Raw genomic sequence first — 21,497 nt, forward strand, 5'->3', positions numbered from 1 at the left:
ATCGCATGACCCTCTTCTGCTCCGACGTCGACGGCACGCTGCTCGACCACCGTCGCACCCTCTCCGACCGCACCGTCGCCGCCATCCGGGCGGTGCGGTCGGCGGGGCACGCGTTCGTGCTCTGCTCCTCGCGGATGCCGGCGTCGCTGGAGGGCCTCGAGCGGCTCTGCGGGGTCGAGCCGACCCCGCTCATCGCGTACAACGGCGGTCTCGTCCTACGCGCGGACCGCAGCGTTGTGACCGACGTGCCGATCGCGCCGGGCGACGCCCGGGAGGCGTATGCCGTGTGCTCGCGTCTTGGCCTGCACGCGAGCTTCTTCGCCGGTGACGACTGGTACGCCTGGGGCCCCGACGAGTGGACCGAGCGCGAGGCGATGGTCACGGCCGTCGAACCGAACGCGGAGTCGGCGCACGACTACGTGGGGCGGGGCTGGGTGGACGCGCGCCCGCCGCACAAGGTCATGGCGATGGGCGACCCGGCGCTCGTCGACGAGCTCGAGACGGCGCTGGCCGGACGCACCGGCATGGTGACGTACCGGTCCAAGCCGACCTACCTCGAGATGGCCAACGCCGCCTGCTCCAAGGGCGACGGACTGCGGGCGCTGGCCGGGGAGCTCGGGGTCGGCCTCGAGGACACGGTCTTCTTCGGCGACAACCACAACGACGTGTCCGCGTTCGCCGTGGCCGGCACGGCCGTCGCCGTCGCCAACGCCGTGGAGCCGGCGCTGGAGGCCGCTCACGTCGTGACCGCCCACCACCGCGAGGACGGTGTCGCCGAGTACCTCGAGCGCTGGCTCGCCTCGCACTGACGCTTCGCTCGTGCGGCCCGGTTCGGTTCCGGTCGAGCCCGTATGCGTTGAGCCCGCTGGTGTGCGTTCGGTCCGTCGGTACGTGGTTCACCACCTACCGACCGACCGGATCGCTCACGAACGGACCTGCGCGTCCACATCCCCGGCACCCGACGCCGCCGCGTCCACAGCCACCAGCTCCGGCATGGCCGCTCGAGCAGGGCCGCAGCAGGGTCGGGACATGGACCCCGCCCTCATCGCCCACCACGACGTCTTCCCCGCCGCCCGTGCATTGGCGTCCGGCCTGACCCGGGCCGACCTGCGCCGCCTGCTCCGGGAACGGCGTATCGTCCGGCTGCACCGCGGCTGGTACGCGACGCGCCTGCCGCGCGACGACGCCGACCTGCATCGCCTGCGCGTCGAGGCGCTGCTCGCCGAGTACGCCGGCCGCGCGGTCGCTACCGACGCATCGGCGCTGCTGCGGCTCGGCATCGCGACGTGGCGGCCGGACCTGCGCTGCGTCCACCTCGAGCTGACAGACCCCGACACCAACCGGCATCGCAAAGCCGACCTCGTGGTCCACCCGTACCGGCCCGCCGCTCCGTTGCTCCTGCCCCGGCCCACCTCGGGAACGGTGCACCCCGCGGTCGCGATCGCGGCTGCCGGGCTGAGGGACCCGCGGGCCTTCCTCGTGCCGGCGGACGACGCCCTCCGACGAAACCTCGTCACAGCAACCGAGCTGGCCGTCGCGGTGGACGGGCTCGGACGCCGGCACGGCGCTGCTGGCGTGCGAGCGGTGCGCGACTGCTGCGACCCTCGGCACGAGTCGCCGGGGGAGACCTTGGTGGCCCACCTCCTCCGGCTGGCCGGGCACGAGCTCGACCCGCAGTTCGTCGTGCCCGGCACCGGCCGGTGGACACGGGGCGGCCGTGGCTACCGCGCCGACCTGCGCCTTCGCGGAACCCGTGTCCTGGTCGAGTTCGACGGGCGGGTCAAGTACGAGGACCGGCAGGCGCTCTGGGAGGAGAAGCTGCGCGAGGACCGCATCCGGTCGCTGGGGTGGGTCGTCGTGCGGCTGACGATGGCGGACCTGCGCGACCCGGCGGCCGTCCGGGCCCGTGTCGAGGCCGCCGTGGAGCTGGCGGCAGCGTGAGCGAAAGGTACGAGGCCCTCGTTCGGGTCACCTGGTACGTGATCGAACGCGTGCAGGAAGACCCAGCGGTTCCCAGGAGACCCTGCGGACGCACGGGGCGCGCGGCCGGGGACGCCGCGGGTGGGGCGGGCGGAGTCGGGGACACGGGTCTCGAACCGATAACCTTGCGGTTGGCTTGAACCACAACCGGAAGGCAGACCGATGCCGGCAATCGTGCTCGTCGGAGCGCAGTGGGGCGACGAGGGCAAGGGCAAGGCGACCGACCTGCTCGGCAGCAGCGTCGACTACGTCATCAAGTTCAACGGCGGCAACAACGCCGGCCACACCGTCGTCATCGAGAAGGACGGCAAGCGCGAGAAGTACGCGCTGCACCTGCTCCCCTCCGGCATCCTCTCCCCGAACTGCACCCCGGTCATCGGCAACGGCGTCGTCATCGACCTGTCGGTCCTCTTCGAGGAGCTCGACGGCCTGCAGGCCCGCGGCATCGACACGAGCAAGCTGCTCGTCAGCGCCAACGCGCACGTCATCCCGAGCTACAACCGCACCATCGACAAGGTGACCGAGCGCTTCCTCGGCAAGCGCCGCATCGGCACCACCGGCCGCGGCATCGGCCCGACGTATGCCGACAAGATGAACCGCGTCGGCATCCGCATCCAGGACCTCTACGACGAGGGCATCCTGCGCCAGAAGGTCGAGGCGGCCCTCGAGCTGAAGAACCAGATCCTCGTCAAGGTCTACAACACGCGCGCGTCCGCGGTCGACGAGGTCGTCGAGGAGCTGCTGTCGTATGCCGACCGCCTCGCCCCCATGGTCGCCGACACGAGCCTGGTGCTGAGCCAGGCGCTCGACCGGGGCGACACGGTGCTCTTCGAGGCGGGGCAGGCGACCCTGCTCGACGTCGACCACGGCACCTACCCCTACGTCACGTCGAGCAACGCCGTCGCGGCCGGGGCCTGCACCGGCTCCGGGGTGCCGCCGACCCGCATCGACTCGGTCATCGCGATCCTCAAGGCGTACACGACGCGCGTCGGTGAAGGACCGTTTCCCACCGAGCTGCACGACGACATGGGCGAGTTCCTGCGCAAGACCGGTGCCGAGTTCGGCGTGACCACCGGCCGCCCGCGGCGCTGCGGCTGGCTCGACACGGTCATCGGCCGCTACGCGACCCGGATCAACGGCGTCACCGACTTCGTCATCACCAAGCTCGACATCCTGACCGGCCTCGAGAAGGTGCCGGTCTGCGTCGCCTACGACGTCGACGGCGTGCGCCACGACGAGATGCCGGTCAACCAGACCGACTTCCACCACGCGGTCCCGATCTACGAGGAGCTCGACGGCTGGTGGGAGGACATCAGCCAGTGCCGCACCTTCGAGGACCTGCCGGCCAACGCCCAGGCCTACGTGCTGCGCGTCGAGGAGCTCATCGGTGCCCGGGTGTCGGCCATCGGCGTCGGCCCGGGCCGCGACGAGATCATCGAGCGCTTCCCGCTCAAGCCGGCCGTCGCGGGCTGACGCGTCCACGCCCAGCCAGGCACACCGCATACCAAAGCTCTTGCAACTGAAGGAAACCCATGACTGAAGAGGTCACCGCGCTCGACTGGGTCACGCGTCTGGCCGACGACGTGATCGCGGAGGCGCAGGAGCGCAACCCCGGCGAGACGATCGTCTGTGCATCGGGCATCAGCCCGTCCGGCCCGATCCACCTCGGCAACTTCCGCGAGCTCATCACGCCGCACCTCGTCGCCGACGAGATCAAGCGTCGCGGCATCGACTGCGAGCACATCCTCAGCTGGGACGACTTCGACCGCTTCCGTCGAGTGCCGAAGAACCTTGCGGGCGTGGACGACTCGTGGGAGCAGTACATCGGTATGCCGCTCACGTCCGTGCCGCCGCCGGCCGGCTCGCCGCACGCGAGCTGGGCCGACCACTTCAAGGCCCCGCTGCTCGAGGCCATGGCCGCCACCGGCATCGAGGTGCGGCAGATCAGCCAGACCGAGCAGTACCGCGCCGGCGTCTACCGCGAGCAGGTGCTGCTCGCGATGCGTGAGCGCACCGCCATCGACAAGGTGCTCGACCAGTACCGCACGCTCGAGGCCGTCGAGGCCGCGCGCCAGAAGGCGAGCGGCAAGGGCAAGGGCGGCCAGCAGCAGAAGGCCGCCAAGCTCACCGAGGAGCAGGCCGCTGCGGCCACCGAGGCCGAGCGCGGCTCCGGTGCGGCGTCCGAGGACGACGGCAGCGAGGGCAAGGCCGGCTACTACCCGTTCAAGCCCTTCTGCACCGAGTGCGGCACCGACTTCACGACCGTCACGGCCTACGACGACGACAGCCACGAGCTGACCTACGAGTGCACGAAGTGCGGCCACCATGAGACCGTCGACCTCGACACCTTCACCAACGGCAAGCTCGTGTGGAAGGTCGACTGGCCGATGCGCTGGGCGCACGAGCACGTCATGTTCGAGCCGTCGGGCGTCGACCACCAGAGCCCGGGCAGCAGCTTCGTCGTCGGCAAGGACCTGGCGCCGATCTTCGGCTGGGAGCGGCCGATCGGCCCGATGTACGCGTTCGTCGGCATCGCGGGCATGGCCAAGATGAGCTCGAGCAAGGGCGGCGTGCCGATCCCGACCGACGCGTTGGAGGTCATGGAGGCGCCGGTGCTGCGCTGGCTCTACGCCCGGCGCCGGCCCAACCAGAGCTTCGACGTCGCCTTCGGTCCGGAGCTGCAGCGCCTCTACGACGAGTGGGACGCCCTGAACCGCAAGGTCGCGGACGGCTCCGCCCAGGCCGGTGACCTCGCGGCGCACCTACGCGCCACCTCGACCGCCGCCGGCCCGCTGCCGACGACGCCGCGCCCGATGCCGTTCCGCACCATCGCGTCCGTCGTCGACGTGACGCAGGGCGACGAGGCGCAGACCGTCCGCATCCTCGGCGAGCTCGAGCCGGACAACCCCGTCACCTCGACCGACGACCTGCGCCCGCGGCTCGACTGCGCCGAGCGCTGGATGCTCGGCTACGTCCCGGCCGAGGACCGCACCATCGTGCGCACCGAGCCGGACACCGAGCTGCTCGGCAGCCTCGACGAGGCGCAGCGGGAGTCGCTGCGCCTGCTCGTCGAGGGCCTCGACGAGCACTGGTCGCTGGACGGCCTGACGCACCTCGTCTACGGCGTGCCGAAGATCCAGCGCGGCATCGACCCGGCGGCCAAGGTCAAGGACCCGGAGCTGTCGGCCGCCCAGCGCGCCTTCTTCGTCCTCGTCTACCGCCTGCTCGTCAGCAAGGACACCGGACCCCGGCTGCCCACGCTGCTGCTCGCCGTCGGCGCCGACCGGGTGCGCACCCTCCTCGGCCACTGAGGGCCTCCGAGGGCCACTGAGGGCCACGGAGCCCCACGCATACGGCCGGAGTGCCGTGACGCAAAGGGCCCACTCCACGATCGTCGAGTGGGCACTTTGCGTCACGGACATGGGAGCGGGCGAGGGGCGAGATGCAGGGGGGTTGCATCTCGTCCCTCGCCCGAGTGCGCCGTCCTGTTGGGGGGAGTCGGACCGACGCGCTGCGCCGAGGGTCTCTTGGGGGGAGGAGACGGCGGGGAGGGTAGGTTCGCGCGCCTCGGCGATGGGCCCAATCATCCTCCCGACGGCGGCCACAGTCGACGCCCCGACCGCATCCTTGAACAAACCTTTACCTGACGGCGGCAGTTGCCGCGCGGCCGCCGGCTCTCAGGACAGCACCGTCATGCGGTGCGCAGCACGCGTCAGCGCGACGTACAGCACGCGGATCCCGCCGGGGGACTCGGCGGTGATCTCGTCGGGGTCGACCACGACCGTGGCGTCGTACTCGAGGCCCTTCGTCGACATCGGGTCGATGACCTGCACGCGGCCGTCGCCGAGCTCGGCGACCGGCGCCAGCGCGGCGGCGTGGGCGCCGGGCGTGATGACGGCGATGGCCCCCTCCACCTGCTGCAGCAGGGACTCGACGGCCTCGGTGACCGAGGCGAGCACGTCGACACCGAGCGGCCGCTCGAGCGGCTCGACTCCCGTCTCGCGCACCGCCTGGGGGATGTCGGCGTCGGGCACCTCGCGGCGCACCACCTCGGCCGCGTAGTCGAAGATCTCGCGGGCGTTGCGGTAGTTGGTGTCCATGTGGAACGACTGGCGCGCCTGCGAGCCGAAGGCGTCCTCGCGCGCGGCGGCGGCCTCGGTCGCGTCGGGCCACGACGCCTGCGCGGCGTCACCGACGACGGTCCACGACGCGTACCGACCCCGGCGGCCGATCATGCGCCACTGCATGGGCGAGAGGTCCTGCGCCTCGTCGACGAGGACGTGGGCGTACTCCTCGGGCTTGCCCACGCGTCCGGCGAGCAGCTTCTCGCGGGGCTGGGTGAGGACGACGGGCGCGCCGTCGTCACGCGCCGCGCTGCGCACCGGCTGGACCTCGGTGACGCCGTACTGGCTGAGGTCCTCGAGCTCCTCGATCTCGTAGAAGCCGCGCTCCTCCTGCGGCGCCTCCTGGACCGGGCCGAGCCGAGCGGAGATGTCGTCGATGAGGGCCACGTCGGCCACCGACCACGTGCCCGTCTCGAGGGCCAGCCGGAAGGACGCGGCCAGGGGCTCGATCTCGTCGTCGCGCAGCGAGCCGCGGGCGTGCCGGCGCACGAGGGCCGGATCGCCGAGCCAGAGCAGCACCTCGCGCGGGTCGACCTGCGGCCACCACGACTGGAGGAAGGCCTCGACGTCGAGGTGGTCCTCCCACTTGTCGAGGAACTCCTCCTTGGCGTCGCGGTCGCCGGTGATGCCCAGCGATGCCCAGGCGGCCTCGCCGAGGGCGGCCTGCGCGGCGGCCGTGGCGGTGTTGCGCTGGTGCTGGCGCAGCACCTGCGAGCGCACGCGGTCGAGGACGCGGGCGTCGAGGCGGACGGGCCGGCCGGCGACCATGGCGCGGAACTCGGTCGGGGCCTCCGGCACGCGACCGCGGGCGGCCGCGCCGAGCAGGGTGCGGATGCGGGTCGAGCCCTTCGTGCGCGCGACGGCGGGGGAGTCGAGGCGCTCGGTGTTCACGACGTCGAGCACGTCGCCGAGGGCGCGCAGGACGACGCTCTCCTCGCCGAGAGACGGGAGCACCCGCTCGATGTAGGCCGTGTAGGCGCCCGACGGGCCGACGACGAGGATGCCGCCGGACTCGAAGCGACGGCGGTCGGAGTAGAGCAGGTATGCCGCCCGGTGCAGCGCGACGACCGTCTTGCCCGTGCCGGGGCCGCCCGTGATCTCCGTGACGCCCCGCGCGCTGGCCCGGATCGCCTCGTCCTGGTGGGCCTGGATCGTCGCGACGATGTCGCGCATCCGCTCGCCACGGCTGCGGGTCAGGGCGGCCATGAGCGCCCCGTCGCCGACGACGACGAGGTCGTCGGGCGCCTCGGGGACCATGAGGTCGTCCTCGACGCCGATCACGGTGGTGCCGCGGCTGCGCAGGACGCGCCGGCGGATCACGCCCATCGGCTGGGTCGGCGTCGCCCGGTAGAACGGGGAGGCGGCGGGTGCGCGCCAGTCGATGACGAGCGGCTCGTAGTCGTCGTCGCGGACGCCGAGACGGCCGATGTAGCGGACCTCGCGGTCCTCCTCGGACGCCTCACGGACGGAGCGGTGGCCGTCGCCCTCGGTGCCGGCGGCCGCGCGCAGCATGGCGTGGTCGATGTCGAGCCGGCCGAAGACCAGGCCCTCGTACTGCGTGTCCAGGGCCGTGCGGCGCTTGGCCGCGTGGAACATCAGGGCGTCGCGCTCGAAGAGGCCGGCGCCCTCGGCGTCTCCGATCTCCACCTGCCGCCCGAACTGGCTGCGGGCCAGGCCCTCGGCCTGCACGCTGTCGGCACGCAGGCCGGCCTTCTCGAGCTCCTTATGGACGCGGTCCACGTGCGCCTGCTCGACGGCGATCTCGCGGGCGAGCTCGTCGGGGACGCGCTTGGTGGCAACCGGCGAGGCATCCGTGGCCCGGTGAGCACCGGGAGTGCTGCTCCGCTGGGACGACATGTTCGAAGTGCTCACTGACATCCATGGACTCTCGAGGGGCGCCTCGGGCGGCGCGGGAACCATCAAGTCTACTGTCACTCCATGCTCGAGAAGGCCTGTTTCGCGCCGACCGGCGCGCCGCTCGTGGGCCGGTTCGTCCGGCTCGACGTGACGACTCCCGACGACGCCGACGGGCTCTTCGCCGTCTACTCGGACCCGCGCTGCTACGAGCAGGGCTACGTGATGGCGCGACCGCACCGGACGGTCGCCGAGACCGAGGCGCTGGTGGAGGCGGCGGTCGCGGCCCGCGCCGCCGACGGGACGGGCCGGACGGCATACACGATCAGGCTCGTCGCGGACGGCGGGCTCGGCGCGGGAGGGACTGTCGTCGGCACGAGCTCGCTCGGCGACGTCGACACCGTGCGGGAGCACGTGCACCTCGGGTGGACGATGTACGGCTCGCGCTGGTGGGGCACACAGGTCAACCCCGAGGCCAAGCTGCTGCTGCTCGGGCACGCGTTCGACACGTGCGGCTTCGGGCGCGTCAAGATCCAGACCGACGTCGTCAACGAACGGTCCCGGGCCGCGATCCTCAGGCTGGGCGCGACCTTCGAGGGGGTCACGCGGCGCGACGTGCGCCGCGCCGACGGCTCGTGGCGTGACACCGCCGTGCACTCGATCCTGGTCGACGAGTGGCCCGCGGTGCGGGCAAGGCTGCTGGCCCGGCTGGCATCCCCCTAGGCTGGCGCCCGTGAAGGTCCTCGTCCTCGGTTCCGGAGCCCGTGAGCACGCCCTCGTCAAGGCCGTCGCGGCCGACCCGGAGGTCGACGCGGTGATCGCCGCACCCGGCAACCCGGGCATCGACGCCACCGCGCTGTGCGTGCCGGTCGACATCCTCGACGGCGCCGCCGTCGCCGCCCTGGCCCGCGAGCACGACGTCGATCTCGTCGTCGTCGGCCCGGAGGCTCCGCTCGTCGCAGGAGTCGCGGACGTATGCCGTGAGGCGGGCTTCCCGGTCTTCGGCCCCTCTGCCGAGGCGGCCCGGCTCGAGGGCAGCAAGTCCTTCGCGAAGGAGGTCATGGCCTGTGCGGACGTGCCGACCGCGCTCGCGCACGTGTGCACGACGATGGCCGAGGTCGAGGTGGCCCTCGACGCACTCGGGTCCCCGCACGTCGTCAAGGACGACGGGCTGGCCGCAGGCAAGGGCGTCGTCGTCACCGACTCGCGGGAGACGGCCCTCGAGCACGCCCGCGCCTGCCTCGCCAAGCCGGACGGGCGGCTCGTCGTCGAGGAGTTCCTCGACGGCCCCGAGGTCTCGGTCTTCTGCATCAGCGACGGACAGGCGGTGGTCGCGCTCGCTCCGGCGCAGGACTTCAAGCGGGTCGCCGACGACGACGCGGGCCCCAACACCGGCGGCATGGGCGCCTACTCGCCGCTGGACTGGGCTCCGGCAGGTCTCGCGGACGATGTCGTCGCGCGCGTGGCGCAGCCGACGGTCGACGAGATGCGTCGCCGTGGCACCCCGTTCGTCGGGACCCTCTACGTCGGGCTCGCGCTGACCTCCCGCGGTCCGAAGGTCATCGAGTTCAACGCCCGCTTCGGCGACCCCGACGGGCAGGCGTCCATCGCCCGGCTCGAGACGCCCTTCGCCCAGCTGCTGCTCGCCGCCGCCACGGGCGGCCTGGCCCACTTCGGCCGGCTGCGCTGGTCCGACGACCACGCGGTCGTCGTGGTGGTGGCGTCCGAGGGCTACCCCGCGTCCCCCCGCACCGGTGATCCCATCACGGGGCTCGACGCCGCGGCCGAGGTGCCCGGCGTCGTCGTCCTGCACGCCGGGACCGCGCTCGACGGAAACGGGGCGCTCGTGTCGGCAGGTGGGCGGGTCCTCGACGTCGTCGCCGTGGCGCCCTCGCTAGCCGAGGCCCGGCAGGCGGCCTACGACGCGGTCGCCGTCATCGAGCTCGAGGGCTCGCACCACCGCACCGACATCGCACTGCGCGCCGAACGCGGCGAGATCTCCACCGGCTGAGGCGAACCCTCCCGGCGCGGCCGGACTCTCCACGGTATGAACGCCCTTACCGTGACCGGAGGAGGTCCGATGACGTTGCCTGACAGGGGAGGCATCGCTTCACAAGCCATGCCCGGGAGCGACCGGGAGCTGTGGTCCCGACTCGCCGTCGTGGACGAGCGGGCGCTGACCGCGCTCTTCCGCCGGCACTCCGACGCCGTCTACAACTTCGCGTTCCGCCGCACCACGTCGTGGTCGACGGCGGAGGACGTCGTGCAGGCCACGTTCACCTCACTGTGGCGCCGAGCCCGGCAGGGGACGGTGGACGAGCTACGCGCCGAGTCGGCGCTCGCCGTCCTGCTCGTGATGGCCGGCCACGAGTGCACCAACGCCGTGCGGTCCGCGCGCCGGCAGCGGCTGCTGGTCGGCCGCATGGAGTCCGTGGCCGGCGCGACCGCGACGGGGGACCACGCGTTGGACACCGCGACTCGGGTCGACGACGAACGGCGAATGAGCGAGGTCCGCCGCGCTCTTGGTCGCATCCCGGCGGCCCAGCGTGAAGCCATCGAGCTCGTGGTGTGGTCGGGCTGCTCGCTCGCGGAGGCCGCCGTGGCGCTCGGGGTGCCGGAGGGCACCCTCAAGTCACGTCTGCACCGGGCCCGCCGGAGCCTGTCCGGCATCATCGAGATCGCCGCCCTCAAGGAGGCCCTGTCATGACCCTCACGCCGCCTCCCGACCGCACGCTGCCGGAGCCGGAGGCCGTCCTGGCCCGGGTCCTTTCTGCGGACGCCCCTCACAGCGAGCGAGCCCTCCGCTCTCGGTGGCTCGCTCCGTTCAGCGCCCTTGCAGCGGCCGGTGTGGTCGGCGCAAGCGTGGTGGGTGTGAGCGCCCTGAGGCACGGTGACGTCACGGAGCCTGCGCCCGGGGCGGGCGAAGCCACGAACGCGTCGACGGCGACGTCGTCGACCCCCTCGGCGCCCAGGGCGTCCGCGACGCCCACCGGAGCCACCACGCGCCCGGCAGCGGCCTCGGCGACCGAGACCGGACCGGCTGCCGTCGCTCTCAGAACCGGGCCACTCACCACCGCGGAGGCCCGGACGATCACGAAGGGCTGCACGAGACAGTTCCACATCACGGCCCGCTCCACGGCGCACGAGCGCTTCGTCGAGGTCGGCGGTGCCTTCCCCATCAGGCTGCTCACCGTCGTCGTCACGGCCACCGACGGCAGCAAGTGGGGCTGCAGCGCCCCGGCCGGCGAATTGCAATTCGTCGACGGCGGGCTGCTGGGCAGCAAGACGAACCCGAGCCGCACCCCGCCCCGGGTATCGCTCGGCGTCAGTGGCGGTGTCGACGGGAAACCGTCGACCCCGGACTTCGTCGATGCGTCCGGCTGGGCGGTCGTGGCGCCGGACGCGACGTCGGTGCGGGCCCGCTGGTCGGTGAACGGTCGCCCCGGACCCTGGGTGACGACGGCAACCTTCGACGGCTACGCGTTCGTGATCGCTCACATGGAGGCGCCGACCATCGTGGGTGATGTCCTCAAGGTGGAGGCGCAGGTGCTCGGCGCGACCGGGAAGGTCGTCGATCGCGCGCCGGCGGTGGGGGTGAAGGTCGCCTCGCAGGGTGGCGTGGTCGGGCTCGAGCCCGTCCCGTGAGACAGGCGTGCCGCTGCACCGTGCCGGCGCAGCGGCACGTCTGCGGCACCCCGAGCGCCGTGATGGAAGGATGGGCGCCGTGACTGACGCGAGCGCCACAACCAGCCAGGTCGAGCTGCCCGGCTACGAGCACGTCTACTCCGGCAAGGTGCGCGACCTCTACGCGCCGGTCGGGCCGGACGGCGAGGTGGTGCCCGACCAGCTGCTCCTCGTCGCCTCGAACCGCCTGTCCGCGTACGACTGGATGATGTCGCCGGAGATCCCCGACAAGGGCGCCGTGCTGACCCGCCTGTCGCTGTGGTGGTTCGACCAGCTCTCCGACCTCGTCCCCAATCACGTGGTGTCGACCGACGTCCCCGAGGCCGTGGCAGGCCGGGCCGTCCTGGTGCGGAAGCTGGAGATGCTCAAGGTCGAGGCGATCGCCCGTGCGTACCTGACCGGTGGTGGGCTGGAGGAGTATGCCGCCAAGGGGTCGGTCTCCGGCGTCACCCTGCCGGAGGGGCTCGTCGACGGCTCGAAGCTGCCGGAGCCGGTCTTCACCCCGACGACCAAGGCGCCGGTCGGTGAGCACGACCTTCCCATGTCGCCGGCCGAGGTCGACGCCGAGCTCGGCCCAGAGGTCGCGGCCGAGGTGTCGCGACTGACGCGCGCGATCCTCGCCCGGGGCAACGAGATCGCCGCCGGGCGCGGCATCCTCATCGCCGACACCAAGGTCGAGTTCGGCATTGCCCCGGACGGCTCGGGCGGCCTGGTCCTGGCCGACGAGGTGCTGACGCCGGACTCGTCGCGCTTCTGGCCGGCCGAGCTGTGGGAGCCGGGTCACCCGCAGCCCTCCTACGACAAGCAGTTCGTCCGCGACTGGCTGACCTCCTCCGAGTCGGGCTGGGACCGCAAGGCCGGTGGCCCGCCGCCCGAGCTGCCCGCGCACGTCGTCGAGCAGACCCGGGCGAAGTACGTCGAGGCCTACGAGCGCCTCACCGGCGAGACGTTCTGAGGAGACGCCTGACGCAGCTCGTGCCGTCGGTGCGGTCTGCGCCCAGGGGATTCGGATGATGCTCCAAGGCTGAGTAGGGCTGCGCCATGCCGGGAGTTCACCTCCAGTTCACCCGGGCTGGGAAGCGTCGCCGGTTCTGCCGGAACGGCAGGTCCCGATCCCAGGAGCGCCTCATGGCACCCACGTCGACCCGTGTCGAGTCCGAACCCGGCACCGCGAACGCCGCGACCCCCGGACGCCGCCTCTTCGGCATCCTCACCGGCCTCACGGCCCTGCTCGTCCTCCTGCAGGGCCTCTGGGCCGGCATCTTCCTCGAGCACGACGGCGAACGCGACGCCGCGAGCTCGTGGATCGAGGTGCACGCCCACGGGGGCGAGGTCGCCCTCGTCCTCGCCGTGGCGGCGGTCGTCGTCGCGTTCGTCAAGCTCCGGCCGCGTCGCGACCTCCTCATCGGCAGCACGGCCCTCGTCGTGCTGCTCCTGCTCGAGTCGTACATCGGTGGCCTGATCGCCGACGACAGCCTCGACTCGCTGACGGCGGTCCACGTGCCGCTCGCCATGGCCACGATGGCGGTCGCCGTCTGGCTGCCCCTGCGCGCCCGGCACGGCGGCACCGCCGTCGCCGACTCGTCGCGGACCGACTGACGCGCGGCCGCGGCTCGGCACCCTCACCCCAGGCACACGGCATACACCCCCCCCGGTGGGGAGGCCGCGCTGTGGCACCCTGACGGCATGAGCGAGCCGCCTCCCGACGCCGTGGTGGACGCGCCTGCCGAGCGCTACGTCCTGCGGCAGGAGCTGACGCTCGCGGTCAACCGCTACGAGGTCGTCCGCGCGGACGAGCGGGGGCGGCAGCTCGGCCTGCTGTGCTTCGCCGAGCAGGACCGCACGGCCGCCAGGGAGCAGGTCACCTTCTACACCGACGCCGCCAAGGAGCACCCCCTCTTCGGCTTCCAGGCCCGCCGCCGCCTCGACCTCGGCACGACCTACGACGTCACCGACAGCCACGGGCAACCGATCGGCTGGTTCAAGAAGCGCTTCAGCGCCTCGCCCGTCAGCTCGACGTGGACGCTGGGCCTGCCTGACGGGCGCCAGTTCGTCGGCCGGGAGCGCAACACCACGGTCGCGGTCGCGCGCAGGCTCTGGGAGGTCGTCCCCGTCGTCGGCGACCTCCCCGGCCCCTTCCTCCTCCACGTCGACTTCGTCTCCGCCGACGGCCGGGTGGCCCTGAGCGCGACGACGCGGGCAGGGGTCAGGGGCGTCCACCGGGTGACGCTGCCGGCGCAGGAGGACGGGCGCTCGATCGACTGGCGCGTCGGGATGGCGATGGCGGTGGCGCTGGACGCGCTGACGTCCCGTTGAGACGTTGTCGGGAGGCGTGTCGGGCGCCCGATAGACTCGGCCCGTCCTGGGGACGTCCCCTCACCCATCCAGCGCAGGAGACCCACCACTGATGGGAAGCATCGTCGTCGACGTCATGCTCAAGCCCGAGATCCTCGACCCCCAGGGCCAGGCCGTCGGCGGGGCCCTGCCACGGCTGGGCTTCGACGGGTTCACCGACGTCCGGCAGGGCAAGCGCTTCGTGCTCTCCGTCGACGGTGACGTCACGGACGAGCACCTCGCCGCGGCCCGGGAGGCCGCCGAGAAGCTGCTGTCCAACCCGGTCATCGAGGACGTCGTCTCGGTGCACGTCCTCGACGAGGCCCCGGCCGACTCGGACTCGGACGCGGACTCGGACGGGTCGGGTTCCGACGGCCACGAGAACGACCACCAGAACGACCACGAGCACGGCCGGGCGGAGGGCGACGCGCAGTGAGGATCGGCGTCGTCACGTTCCCCGGTTCCCTCGACGACCGTGACGCCGCGCGCGCCGTCCGTGAGTGTGGCGGCGAGGCCGTCCCGCTCTGGCACGGCGACGCCGACCTGAAGGGCGTCGACGCCGTCATTCTCCCCGGCGGCTTCTCCTACGGCGACTACCTCCGCTGCGGCGCCATCGCCCGCTTCGCGCCGGTCATGGACGCGCTCGTGCCGGCCGCGCAGGGCGGCCTGCCGGTCCTCGGCATCTGCAACGGCTTCCAAGTGCTCACCGAGAGCCACCTGCTGCCGGGCGCGCTGATCCGCAACGACCACCGCAAGTTCAACTGCGTCGACCAGCGCCTCGTCGTCGAGAACGCCTCGACCGCCTGGACCACCGACTTCGAGGCCGGCCAAGAGATCACCATCGTCCTCAAGAACGGCGAGGGCGGCTTCGTCGCCGACGAGCGCACGCTCGACGAGCTCGAGGGCGAGGGGCGCGTCGTGTTCCGCTACGTGCCCGACGAGCAGGGGCGCAACCCCAACGGCTCCTACCGCCACATCGCCGGCATCACCAACGAGCGCGGCAACGTCGTCGGGCTCATGCCGCACCCCGAGCACGCGGTCGAGGAGGGCTACGGCCCCAGCCTCGACGGGCGCGGCTTCTTCACCTCGATCATCAAGCAGACCCTCGAGAGCGCAGCCACCGCATGAGCGACACTCAGACCGTCCCGCCGGCGCCGGTGGCGCCCGTCCTCGACACGGTGCAGCACGCCGCCGAGACGCCCGACGTCGAGCAGCCGTGGGCCGAGCTCGGGCTCAAGGCCGACGAGTACGCCAACATCCGCGAGATCATCGGCCGCCGCCCGACCATCGCCGAGCTCGCGATGTACTCCGTCATGTGGAGCGAGCACTGCTCCTACAAGTCGAGCAAGATCCACTTCAAGCTCTGGGGCGAGAACACCACCGACGAGATGCGCGAGAAGCTCCTCGTCGGCATCGGTGAGAACGCCGGCGTCGTCGACATCGGCGACGGGTGGGCCGTCACCTTCAAGGTGGAGTCGCACAACCACCCGAGCTACATCGAGCCCTACCAGGGCGCTGCCACCGGCGTCGGCGGCATCATCCGCGACATCATGTCGATGGGTGCCCGGCCGATTGCCGTGATGGACCCGCTCCGCTTCGGCAACCTGCACCACCCCGACACCCAGCGCGTGCTGCCCGGCGTCGTGGCGGGTGTCGGCGGCTACGGCAACTGCATCGGCCTGCCCAACATCGGCGGCGAGGTCGTCTTCGACGACTGCTACCAGGGCAACCCGCTCGTCAACGCCCTGTGCGTCGGCGCCATGCGCGTCGAGGACATCCACCTGGCCAAGGCGTCCGGCGCTGGCAACAAGGTCATCCTCTTCGGCGCGCGCACCGGCGGCGACGGCATCGGCGGCGTCTCGGTGCTGGCGTCCGAGACGTTCGACGAGGGCGGCCCGACCAAGCGCCCCGCTGTGCAGGTCGGCGACCCGTTCGCCGAGAAGGTGCTCATCGAGTGCTGCCTCGACCTCTACAAGGCCGGCGTCGTCGACGGCATCCAGGACCTAGGCGGTGCCGGGCTCTCCTGCGCGACAAGCGAGCTCGCCTCCAACGGCGACGGCGGCATGCAGGTCGAGCTCGACCTCGTCCCGCTGCGCGACGCGAGCCTGCAGCCGCAGGAGATCCTCATGTCCGAGTCGCAGGAGCGCATGATGGCGGTGGTCGCGCCGGAGCACCTCGAGGAGTTCATGGCGATCACCGACAGGTGGGACGTCGAGGCCACCGTCATCGGCGAGGTCACCGACGGCGACCACCTCGTCATCACCTGGCACGGCGAGACCATCGTCGACGTGCCGCCGCGCTCGGTCGCCCACGAGGGCCCGACCTACGACCGCCCGCTGGAGCGGCCGGCATACCTCGACGGTCTGAACGCCTCGGGCGCGCGCGAGCTCGCCAAGCCGCAGACGGGCGAGGAGATCCGCGCCCAGCTGCTGACGCTCATCGGCTCGCCCAACCTCTGCGACAAGTCGTGGATCACCGACCAGTACGACCGCTACGTCCTCGGCAACACGGCGCTCGCGCAGCCCGACGACTCGGGCGTCGTCCGCGTCGACGAGGAGACGGGCCGCGGGGTCGCGATCTCGACCGACTGCAACAGCCGCTTCGCGAAGCTCGACCCGTATGCCGGGGCGCAGCTCGCGCTCGCCGAGGCCTACCGCAACGTCGCCACCTCGGGCGCCGCGCCGCTCGCCGTCACCGACTGCCTCAACTTCGGCTCGCCGGAGGACCCGGGTGTCATGTGGCAGTTCCGGGAGTCGATCCGCGGCATCGCCGAGGGCTGCAAGTTCCTCGGCATCCCCGTGACCGGCGGCAACGTGTCGTTCTACAACCAGACCGGCGACGTCGCGATCCACCCGACCCCCGTCATCGGCGTCCTCGGGGTCATGGACGACGTGTCCAAGCGCTCCGGCTCCGGCTTCCGCAGCGACGACGCCCACGTCTACCTCCTCGGCGCCACCCGTGACGAGCTCGACGGCTCCGAGTGGGCGCACGTCATCCACAAGCACCTCGGCGGGGTGCCGCCGAAGGTCGACCTCACGGCGGAGCAGGCGCTCGCGCGAGTCCTGGTCGAGGCAGCCCGAGCCGGCATCGTCGAGGCGGCCCACGACCTCTCCGAGGGTGGGCTCGCGATCGCGCTCGCCGAGGCATGCATCCGGCACGGTGTCGGCGTCACGATCGACGGCATCGACCAGGTCGGCGTCGACGCCGACGGCAACCCGCTCGACGTGTTCACCGCGCTCTTCTCCGAGTCGAGCGCCCGCGCGCTCGTCGCGGTCCCGGCCGGCCACGCCGCCGAGTTCGAGGCACTGCTCGGCGACCTGCCGCACGCGCGCATCGGTGTGACCGGAGGCCGTGACCTCGATGTCGTCGGCCACTTCGCCGTCTCGGTGGCCGAGCTGCGCTCAGCCCACCGGTTCACGCTGCCGGCCGTCTTCGGCGACTGACGCACCGGTCCGACGTCCTCGTCGGGCTGACGAAAGGGCCGGGTCCGACGGACCCGGCCCCTTCCGGTGTCGACCGACCGGGGTCAGCGCCAGCCGAGGCCGGGCGCGACGTCCTTGAGGACGCTCTCGATCACGTGGGCGTTGTAGTCGACGCCGAGCTGGTTGGGCACGGTGATGAGCAGCGTGTCGGCGGCCGCGACCGCCGAGTCCTCCGCGAGCTCACGGACGAGCTTGTCGGGCTCACCGGCATACGTCTTGCCGAACCGGGCGAGGCCGCCCTCGAGGTGTCCGACCTGGTCACGGCTGGCCGTCTCGCGGTAGAAGTACTGCCGGTCGAGATCGCTCGTGATGGGCAGGATGCTGCGGCTGACCGACACGCGCGGCTCGCGCTCGTGCCCGGCGGCGCGCCACGCGTCGCGGAACCGCGAGATCTGCTCGGCCTGCAGCTCGTGGAACGGGACGCCCGTGTCCTCGGTGAGCAGGGTCGAGCTCATCAGGTTCATGCCCTGCTCGGCGGTCCACTCGGCGGTCGCCCGGGAGCCGGCGCCCCACCAGATGCGGTCACGCAGCCCCGGCGAGTGCGGCTCGATGCGCAGCAGGCCGGGCGGGTTGGGGAACATCGGCCGAGGGCTGGGCTCGGCGAAACCCTCGCCCTCGAGCACCTGCAGGAAGACCTCGGTGTGCTGGCGCGCCATCCCGGCGTGGTCGTCGCCCTCCGGCACGTAGCCGAAGTAGCGGAAGCCGTCGACGACCTGCTCGGGTGACCCGCGGCTGATGCCGAGCTGCAGCCGGCCGCCCGCGATGAGGTCAGCTGCCCCCGCGTCCTCGGCCATGTAGAGCGGGTTCTCGTAGCGCATGTCGATCACGCCCGTGCCGATCTCGATGCGGCTCGTGCGTGCGCCCACCGCCGCGAGCAGCGGGAACGGCGACGCCAGCTGCCGGGCGAAGTGGTGCACGCGGAAGTACGCGCCGTCGGCGCCCAGCTCCTCGGCCGCGACCGCGAGGTCGATCGACTGGAGCAGTGCGTCCGAGGCCGAGCGCGTCTGCGAGTGCGGCGACGGCGTCCAGTGCCCGAACGAGAGAAACCCGATGTTCTTCACGCACTGTCCAACGCCCGAGGGCCGCGAACCCTTCCGCCGCCCGCCGCCGGCCGTCAGCGGGCGCGCCACTTCCCCGTCTCGGGTGGAGGGGGACTCTGCTCACCCTCCTCGCCGAACGGCTTGGCACCGGCCAGCAGCCGCGTCAGCGCCATGCCCTCTCGCAGCCCGGTCGGCAGGGCCGCCCGGGCCACCTCGCGGCGCAACGTCGCCGATGGCAGCGGCGCGGCGCTCGCCAGCAGGACCGAGTTGCCGAAGCGCCGACCCTTGAGCACCTCGTGTGTCGCGACGAGGGCGACGTGCGGGAGCAGCGTCGACACGGTGGCGATGAGGCGCGAGACCCAGCGCATGCCCGGCTCGTCGGCGAGGTTCCACAGGCCGAGTCCCGTCGGGCGCAGCACCCGTGCCACCTCGCGGGCGTATGCCGTCCCGGCCAGCTCCGCAGGCACCCGGCCTCCTGCGTAGGCGTCGGTCACGACCACGTCGGCCGCGTCGTCCTTGAGCGCCCGCAAGCCGGCGAGTCCGTCGACAGGGCGGACGCGGATGCGGTGGCGCCGGGGCAGGGGGATCTCGCGGCGCACCAGGTCGGTGAGCGCCTCGTCGGGCTCCAGCACGATCTGCGGCGAGCCGGGTCTTGTCGCCTCGACCCACCGCGGCAGTGTCAGTCCCGCGCCGCCGACATGGGTGACGCCGAGGGGGCCGGACGGCAGGGCCTCGATCGCGAGCGCGAGGTGCTGGACGTACTCGAAGACGAGCAGGGTCGGGTCGTCGGGCTGCACGTGGGACTGCGGCTGCCCGTCCATGTGCACGGTGACGCCGCCGCGCTCGTCCCACTCGAGCGAGACGTGCTGCGCCGCAACGGGATCCGGACTCACGCGAGGTCCAGGACGAGCGTGCGCTCCTCGCCGTAGCGGGTGAAGCCCAGGCGGCGCAGGATGGGGGAGGAGGTGTCCACGACCCCGTGGGTCAGGGCGAGGGTGGCCCCGGCCTCGCGAGCCGCGGCGAGACGGGCGGCGAGGACCCCGCGGTAGGCCCCGCGGCCGCGGAGCGAGCGGTGCGTGCCCCCACCCCAGAGACGGCATACGTCCTCGGCGAGCGTGTAGCCGCCCGTGCCGGCGGGGCGCCCGTCGACGTAGGCCACCCACCGGGCGCCGGTGCCGTCGGCGAGCCCGGCCTCAACCTCCGAGAGGCTGGTGGCGACCTGCTCGTCGGTGATCTCCTGCCCGCCGAACGCGTCGTTCACGACCTCGAGGGCGTCTCGCACCGTCTGCTCGTCGGTGACCTGGCGCACCGCGACGTCCGCGGGCACGGCGAGGTCGGGCAGCCCGCCCGCGAGCGGGAGCGCCAGCACGTCCATCCGGTCCTCGACCACGGCGCCCCGGGACCGGAGCTCCGGCTCCAGATCGGACGGCCTCGTGAACTCCGACAGACGCCACCACAGCCGGTCGCGACCCCAGCCACGCGACACCGCGCTGACCTCGTCGGCGAGCTCGGCCGCGTCCCGCTGCGAACCGAAGACCCGGGCGGAGGTCGGGGCCAGGAACCAGTCGGGGTAGGCGACGACGAGGTACTCCTCGTTCGCCACGTGCGGAGCACCGTCCGGGACCCACGCCCAGGCGTTGGAGGCGGCGAGCACGGCTTCGGCGTCCCAGTTCGTCGTCACCGGGACAGGCTACGGTCGGGCCATGCGATTCGGTCTGACGATCCTGCCGGAGCACTCCTGGTCGGCAGCCGAGCCGATGTGGCGCGAGGCCGAGGCGATGGGCTTCGACCACGCGTGGACGTTCGACCACGTCACGTGGGGCGGCCTGCCCGACTCGCCGTGGTTCGCGGCGCTGCCGACGTTGGCCGCCGCGGCGGCGGTGACCGAGCGGATCGGGCTCGGCACCTTCGTGTCCTCGCCCAACAACCACCACCCGGTCCAGCTGATGCGCGAGGCGCTGGCGCTGCACGACATCTCCGGCGGCCGCTTCCTGCTGGGGCTCGGCACCGGCGGCGACCTCGACTCCCGGATCATGGGGGAGGACCTGCCGCTGCGCGACCGGGTCGCCCGCTTCCACGAGTTCACCCGGCTGCTCGACCGCCTGCTCCGCGACGACCACGTCACCGAGGAGGGGCGCTTCTACACGGCCCGCGACGTGCGCACCCTGCCCGGGCCGGTGCGTGGCGCCGACGTCGGCAACGTGCTGCCGCTCGTCGTCGCCGCCAACGGGCCGAAGTCGATCGCCCTGGCGGTCGAGCGCGGCGACGGCTGGCTGACCTACGGCGGCGCGGCCGACACCGACGAGGAGTGGTGGGCGCTGGTGGGGCGTCTCGCGCGCCGCGTCGACGACGCGCTGGCGGAGGCGGGCCGCGAGGGCAGCTCCTTCGCCCGCTACCTCAATGTCGACTCCGCACCGACGTTCTCGCTGACCTCCGTCGCGGCGTTCGAGGACGCCGTGGGCCGGGCGGCCGAGCTCGGCTTCACCGACGTCATCACGCACTGGCCGCGGCCCACCGAGCCCTACCGGGGCACGCGGGAGGTCCTCGAGCAGGTCGCCGGGGAGGTCATGCCCCGCCTGCGCTGAGGGGCCTTGGCGTCGGCCGTCGGAGGCCGTGGTTAGCCTTGTCCGCATGCCACCTCGTCGCCGCACCCCCGTCGCCGAGGGTCGCGCCGCCCTCGAGGAGTGCCGCGCGGCCGAGTGGTCCGCCGACCGCCGCACGACCGCCACGGCCGTGCGCTTCACGCTCGAGGAGCTCGCGACGACCGCGCCGGGCCGCACGGTCGAGGTGCGCGTGCCGCCCTTCGGCGCCGTGCAGTGCATCGAGGGCCCGGTCCACACCCGCGGCACGCCGCCCAACGTCATCGAGACCGACGGCGCCACCTGGCTTCGCCTCGCCACCGGCGACCTCGACTGGGACTCGGCCCTGTCCAACGCGCTCGTGCGCGCCAGCGGCCGGCGGGCGCACCTCGACGGCCTTCTGCCGCTCGTCTGACCTAC

The 21,497-nt window shown here is 72.5% G+C and carries 19 protein-coding genes and 1 pseudogene; 16 read left to right on the plus strand and 4 right to left on the minus strand.

Annotated elements, in window-relative coordinates:
- Window positions 1–5 precede the first annotated feature (5 nt).
- From AB0316_RS04510 to lysS, 4 genes are all read left to right on the plus strand, one after another.
- Complete coding sequence (locus AB0316_RS04510; RefSeq protein ID WP_366270807.1) at window positions 6–809, plus strand: Cof-type HAD-IIB family hydrolase; 804 nt, start codon at window positions 6–8, stop codon at window positions 807–809.
- Between the two features lie 220 nt (window positions 810–1,029).
- Window positions 1,030–1,941, plus strand: a complete 912-nt coding sequence (locus AB0316_RS04515) for a hypothetical protein (protein ID WP_366270810.1) — start codon at window positions 1,030–1,032, stop codon at window positions 1,939–1,941.
- A gap of 201 nt (window positions 1,942–2,142) precedes the next feature.
- Window positions 2,143–3,453, plus strand: a complete 1,311-nt coding sequence (locus AB0316_RS04520) for an adenylosuccinate synthase (protein WP_366270812.1) — start codon at window positions 2,143–2,145, stop codon at window positions 3,451–3,453.
- A gap of 59 nt (window positions 3,454–3,512) precedes the next feature.
- Window positions 3,513–5,291 carry a lysine--tRNA ligase gene (gene lysS / locus AB0316_RS04525; protein WP_366270814.1) on the plus strand — a complete coding sequence of 593 codons (1,779 nt, stop codon included), beginning with the start codon at window positions 3,513–3,515 and terminating at the stop codon, window positions 5,289–5,291.
- A 366-nt stretch (window positions 5,292–5,657) separates the two neighbouring features.
- Here the strand turns inward: lysS and AB0316_RS04530 are convergent, their stop codons facing one another.
- Window positions 5,658–7,982 carry an ATP-binding domain-containing protein gene (locus AB0316_RS04530; RefSeq protein ID WP_366270816.1) on the minus strand — a complete coding sequence of 775 codons (2,325 nt, stop codon included), beginning with the start codon at window positions 7,980–7,982 and terminating at the stop codon, window positions 5,658–5,660.
- A 60-nt stretch (window positions 7,983–8,042) separates the two neighbouring features.
- Between AB0316_RS04530 and AB0316_RS04535 the strand changes: the two genes are divergently transcribed.
- The 10 genes and pseudogenes from AB0316_RS04535 to purL all read left to right on the plus strand — a co-directional run bounded on the left by AB0316_RS04535 (window position 8,043) and on the right by purL (window position 17,419).
- A complete protein-coding gene (locus tag AB0316_RS04535; protein WP_366270818.1) occupies window positions 8,043–8,681 on the plus strand; it encodes a GNAT family protein in 639 nt (212 codons plus the stop codon).
- 10 nt (window positions 8,682–8,691) lie between these two features.
- Window positions 8,692–9,969 (plus strand): phosphoribosylamine--glycine ligase, encoded by a 1,278-nt coding sequence (gene purD, locus AB0316_RS04540; RefSeq protein ID WP_366270820.1) that lies wholly within the window; start codon window positions 8,692–8,694, stop codon window positions 9,967–9,969.
- Window positions 9,970–10,038: 69 nt separating this feature from the next.
- On the plus strand, window positions 10,039–10,665 hold the full coding sequence (locus tag AB0316_RS04545; RefSeq protein WP_366270822.1) for an RNA polymerase sigma factor: 627 nt from the start codon (window positions 10,039–10,041) through the stop codon (window positions 10,663–10,665).
- A 164-nt stretch (window positions 10,666–10,829) separates the two neighbouring features.
- The gene (locus tag AB0316_RS04550) at window positions 10,830–11,603 is read left to right on the plus strand and encodes a hypothetical protein (protein ID WP_366270824.1); all 774 of its coding nucleotides are present in this window, start codon (window positions 10,830–10,832) and stop codon (window positions 11,601–11,603) included.
- A gap of 79 nt (window positions 11,604–11,682) precedes the next feature.
- Complete coding sequence (locus AB0316_RS04555; protein ID WP_366270826.1) at window positions 11,683–12,597, plus strand: phosphoribosylaminoimidazolesuccinocarboxamide synthase; 915 nt, start codon at window positions 11,683–11,685, stop codon at window positions 12,595–12,597.
- 173 nt (window positions 12,598–12,770) lie between these two features.
- The gene (locus AB0316_RS04560) at window positions 12,771–13,241 is read left to right on the plus strand and encodes a hypothetical protein (RefSeq protein ID WP_366270828.1); all 471 of its coding nucleotides are present in this window, start codon (window positions 12,771–12,773) and stop codon (window positions 13,239–13,241) included.
- An 87-nt stretch (window positions 13,242–13,328) separates the two neighbouring features.
- Window positions 13,329–13,958 carry a hypothetical protein gene (locus tag AB0316_RS04565; RefSeq protein WP_366270830.1) on the plus strand — a complete coding sequence of 210 codons (630 nt, stop codon included), beginning with the start codon at window positions 13,329–13,331 and terminating at the stop codon, window positions 13,956–13,958.
- 91 nt (window positions 13,959–14,049) lie between these two features.
- Window positions 14,050–14,298, plus strand: a pseudogene (purS, locus tag AB0316_RS04570) (phosphoribosylformylglycinamidine synthase subunit PurS); the annotation flags it as partial.
- 110 nt (window positions 14,299–14,408) lie between these two features.
- Window positions 14,409–15,104: a phosphoribosylformylglycinamidine synthase subunit PurQ gene (gene purQ, locus AB0316_RS04575; protein ID WP_366270832.1), complete on the plus strand. Its 696-nt coding sequence runs from the start codon at window positions 14,409–14,411 to the stop codon at window positions 15,102–15,104.
- Entirely contained in the window at window positions 15,101–17,419 is a 2,319-nt protein-coding gene (gene purL / locus AB0316_RS04580) for a phosphoribosylformylglycinamidine synthase subunit PurL (protein ID WP_366270834.1), read from the plus strand. The genes purQ and purL overlap by 4 nt, the downstream gene beginning before the upstream one ends.
- An 83-nt stretch (window positions 17,420–17,502) precedes the next feature.
- Here purL and AB0316_RS04585 read toward each other — a convergent pair whose 3' ends face one another.
- Genes AB0316_RS04585 through AB0316_RS04595 form a run of 3 tightly spaced genes read right to left on the minus strand, consistent with a single transcriptional unit; the run spans window position 17,503 to window position 20,179 of the window.
- Window positions 17,503–18,519 carry an LLM class flavin-dependent oxidoreductase gene (locus AB0316_RS04585; protein WP_366270836.1) on the minus strand — a complete coding sequence of 339 codons (1,017 nt, stop codon included), beginning with the start codon at window positions 18,517–18,519 and terminating at the stop codon, window positions 17,503–17,505.
- A 53-nt stretch (window positions 18,520–18,572) separates the two neighbouring features.
- Window positions 18,573–19,391, minus strand: coding sequence for a fused MFS/spermidine synthase (locus tag AB0316_RS04590; protein WP_366270838.1), 819 nt, complete (start codon window positions 19,389–19,391; stop codon window positions 18,573–18,575).
- A complete protein-coding gene (locus AB0316_RS04595; protein WP_366270840.1) occupies window positions 19,388–20,179 on the minus strand; it encodes a GNAT family N-acetyltransferase in 792 nt (263 codons plus the stop codon). The genes AB0316_RS04590 and AB0316_RS04595 overlap by 4 nt, the downstream gene beginning before the upstream one ends.
- Before the next feature lie 22 nt (window positions 20,180–20,201).
- On the opposite strand from AB0316_RS04595, the gene AB0316_RS04600 reads away from it, so the two are divergent.
- Window positions 20,202–21,083: an LLM class flavin-dependent oxidoreductase gene (locus tag AB0316_RS04600; protein WP_366270842.1), complete on the plus strand. Its 882-nt coding sequence runs from the start codon at window positions 20,202–20,204 to the stop codon at window positions 21,081–21,083.
- 46 nt (window positions 21,084–21,129) lie between these two features.
- Window positions 21,130–21,492, plus strand: coding sequence for a sterol carrier family protein (locus tag AB0316_RS04605; RefSeq protein ID WP_366270844.1), 363 nt, complete (start codon window positions 21,130–21,132; stop codon window positions 21,490–21,492).
- The last annotated feature ends 5 nt before the right edge of the window (window positions 21,493–21,497 follow it).

Source organism: Terrabacter sp. NPDC080008 (assembly GCF_040702505.1).
In the GTDB taxonomy this organism is placed as follows: domain Bacteria; phylum Actinomycetota; class Actinomycetes; order Actinomycetales; family Dermatophilaceae; genus Terrabacter.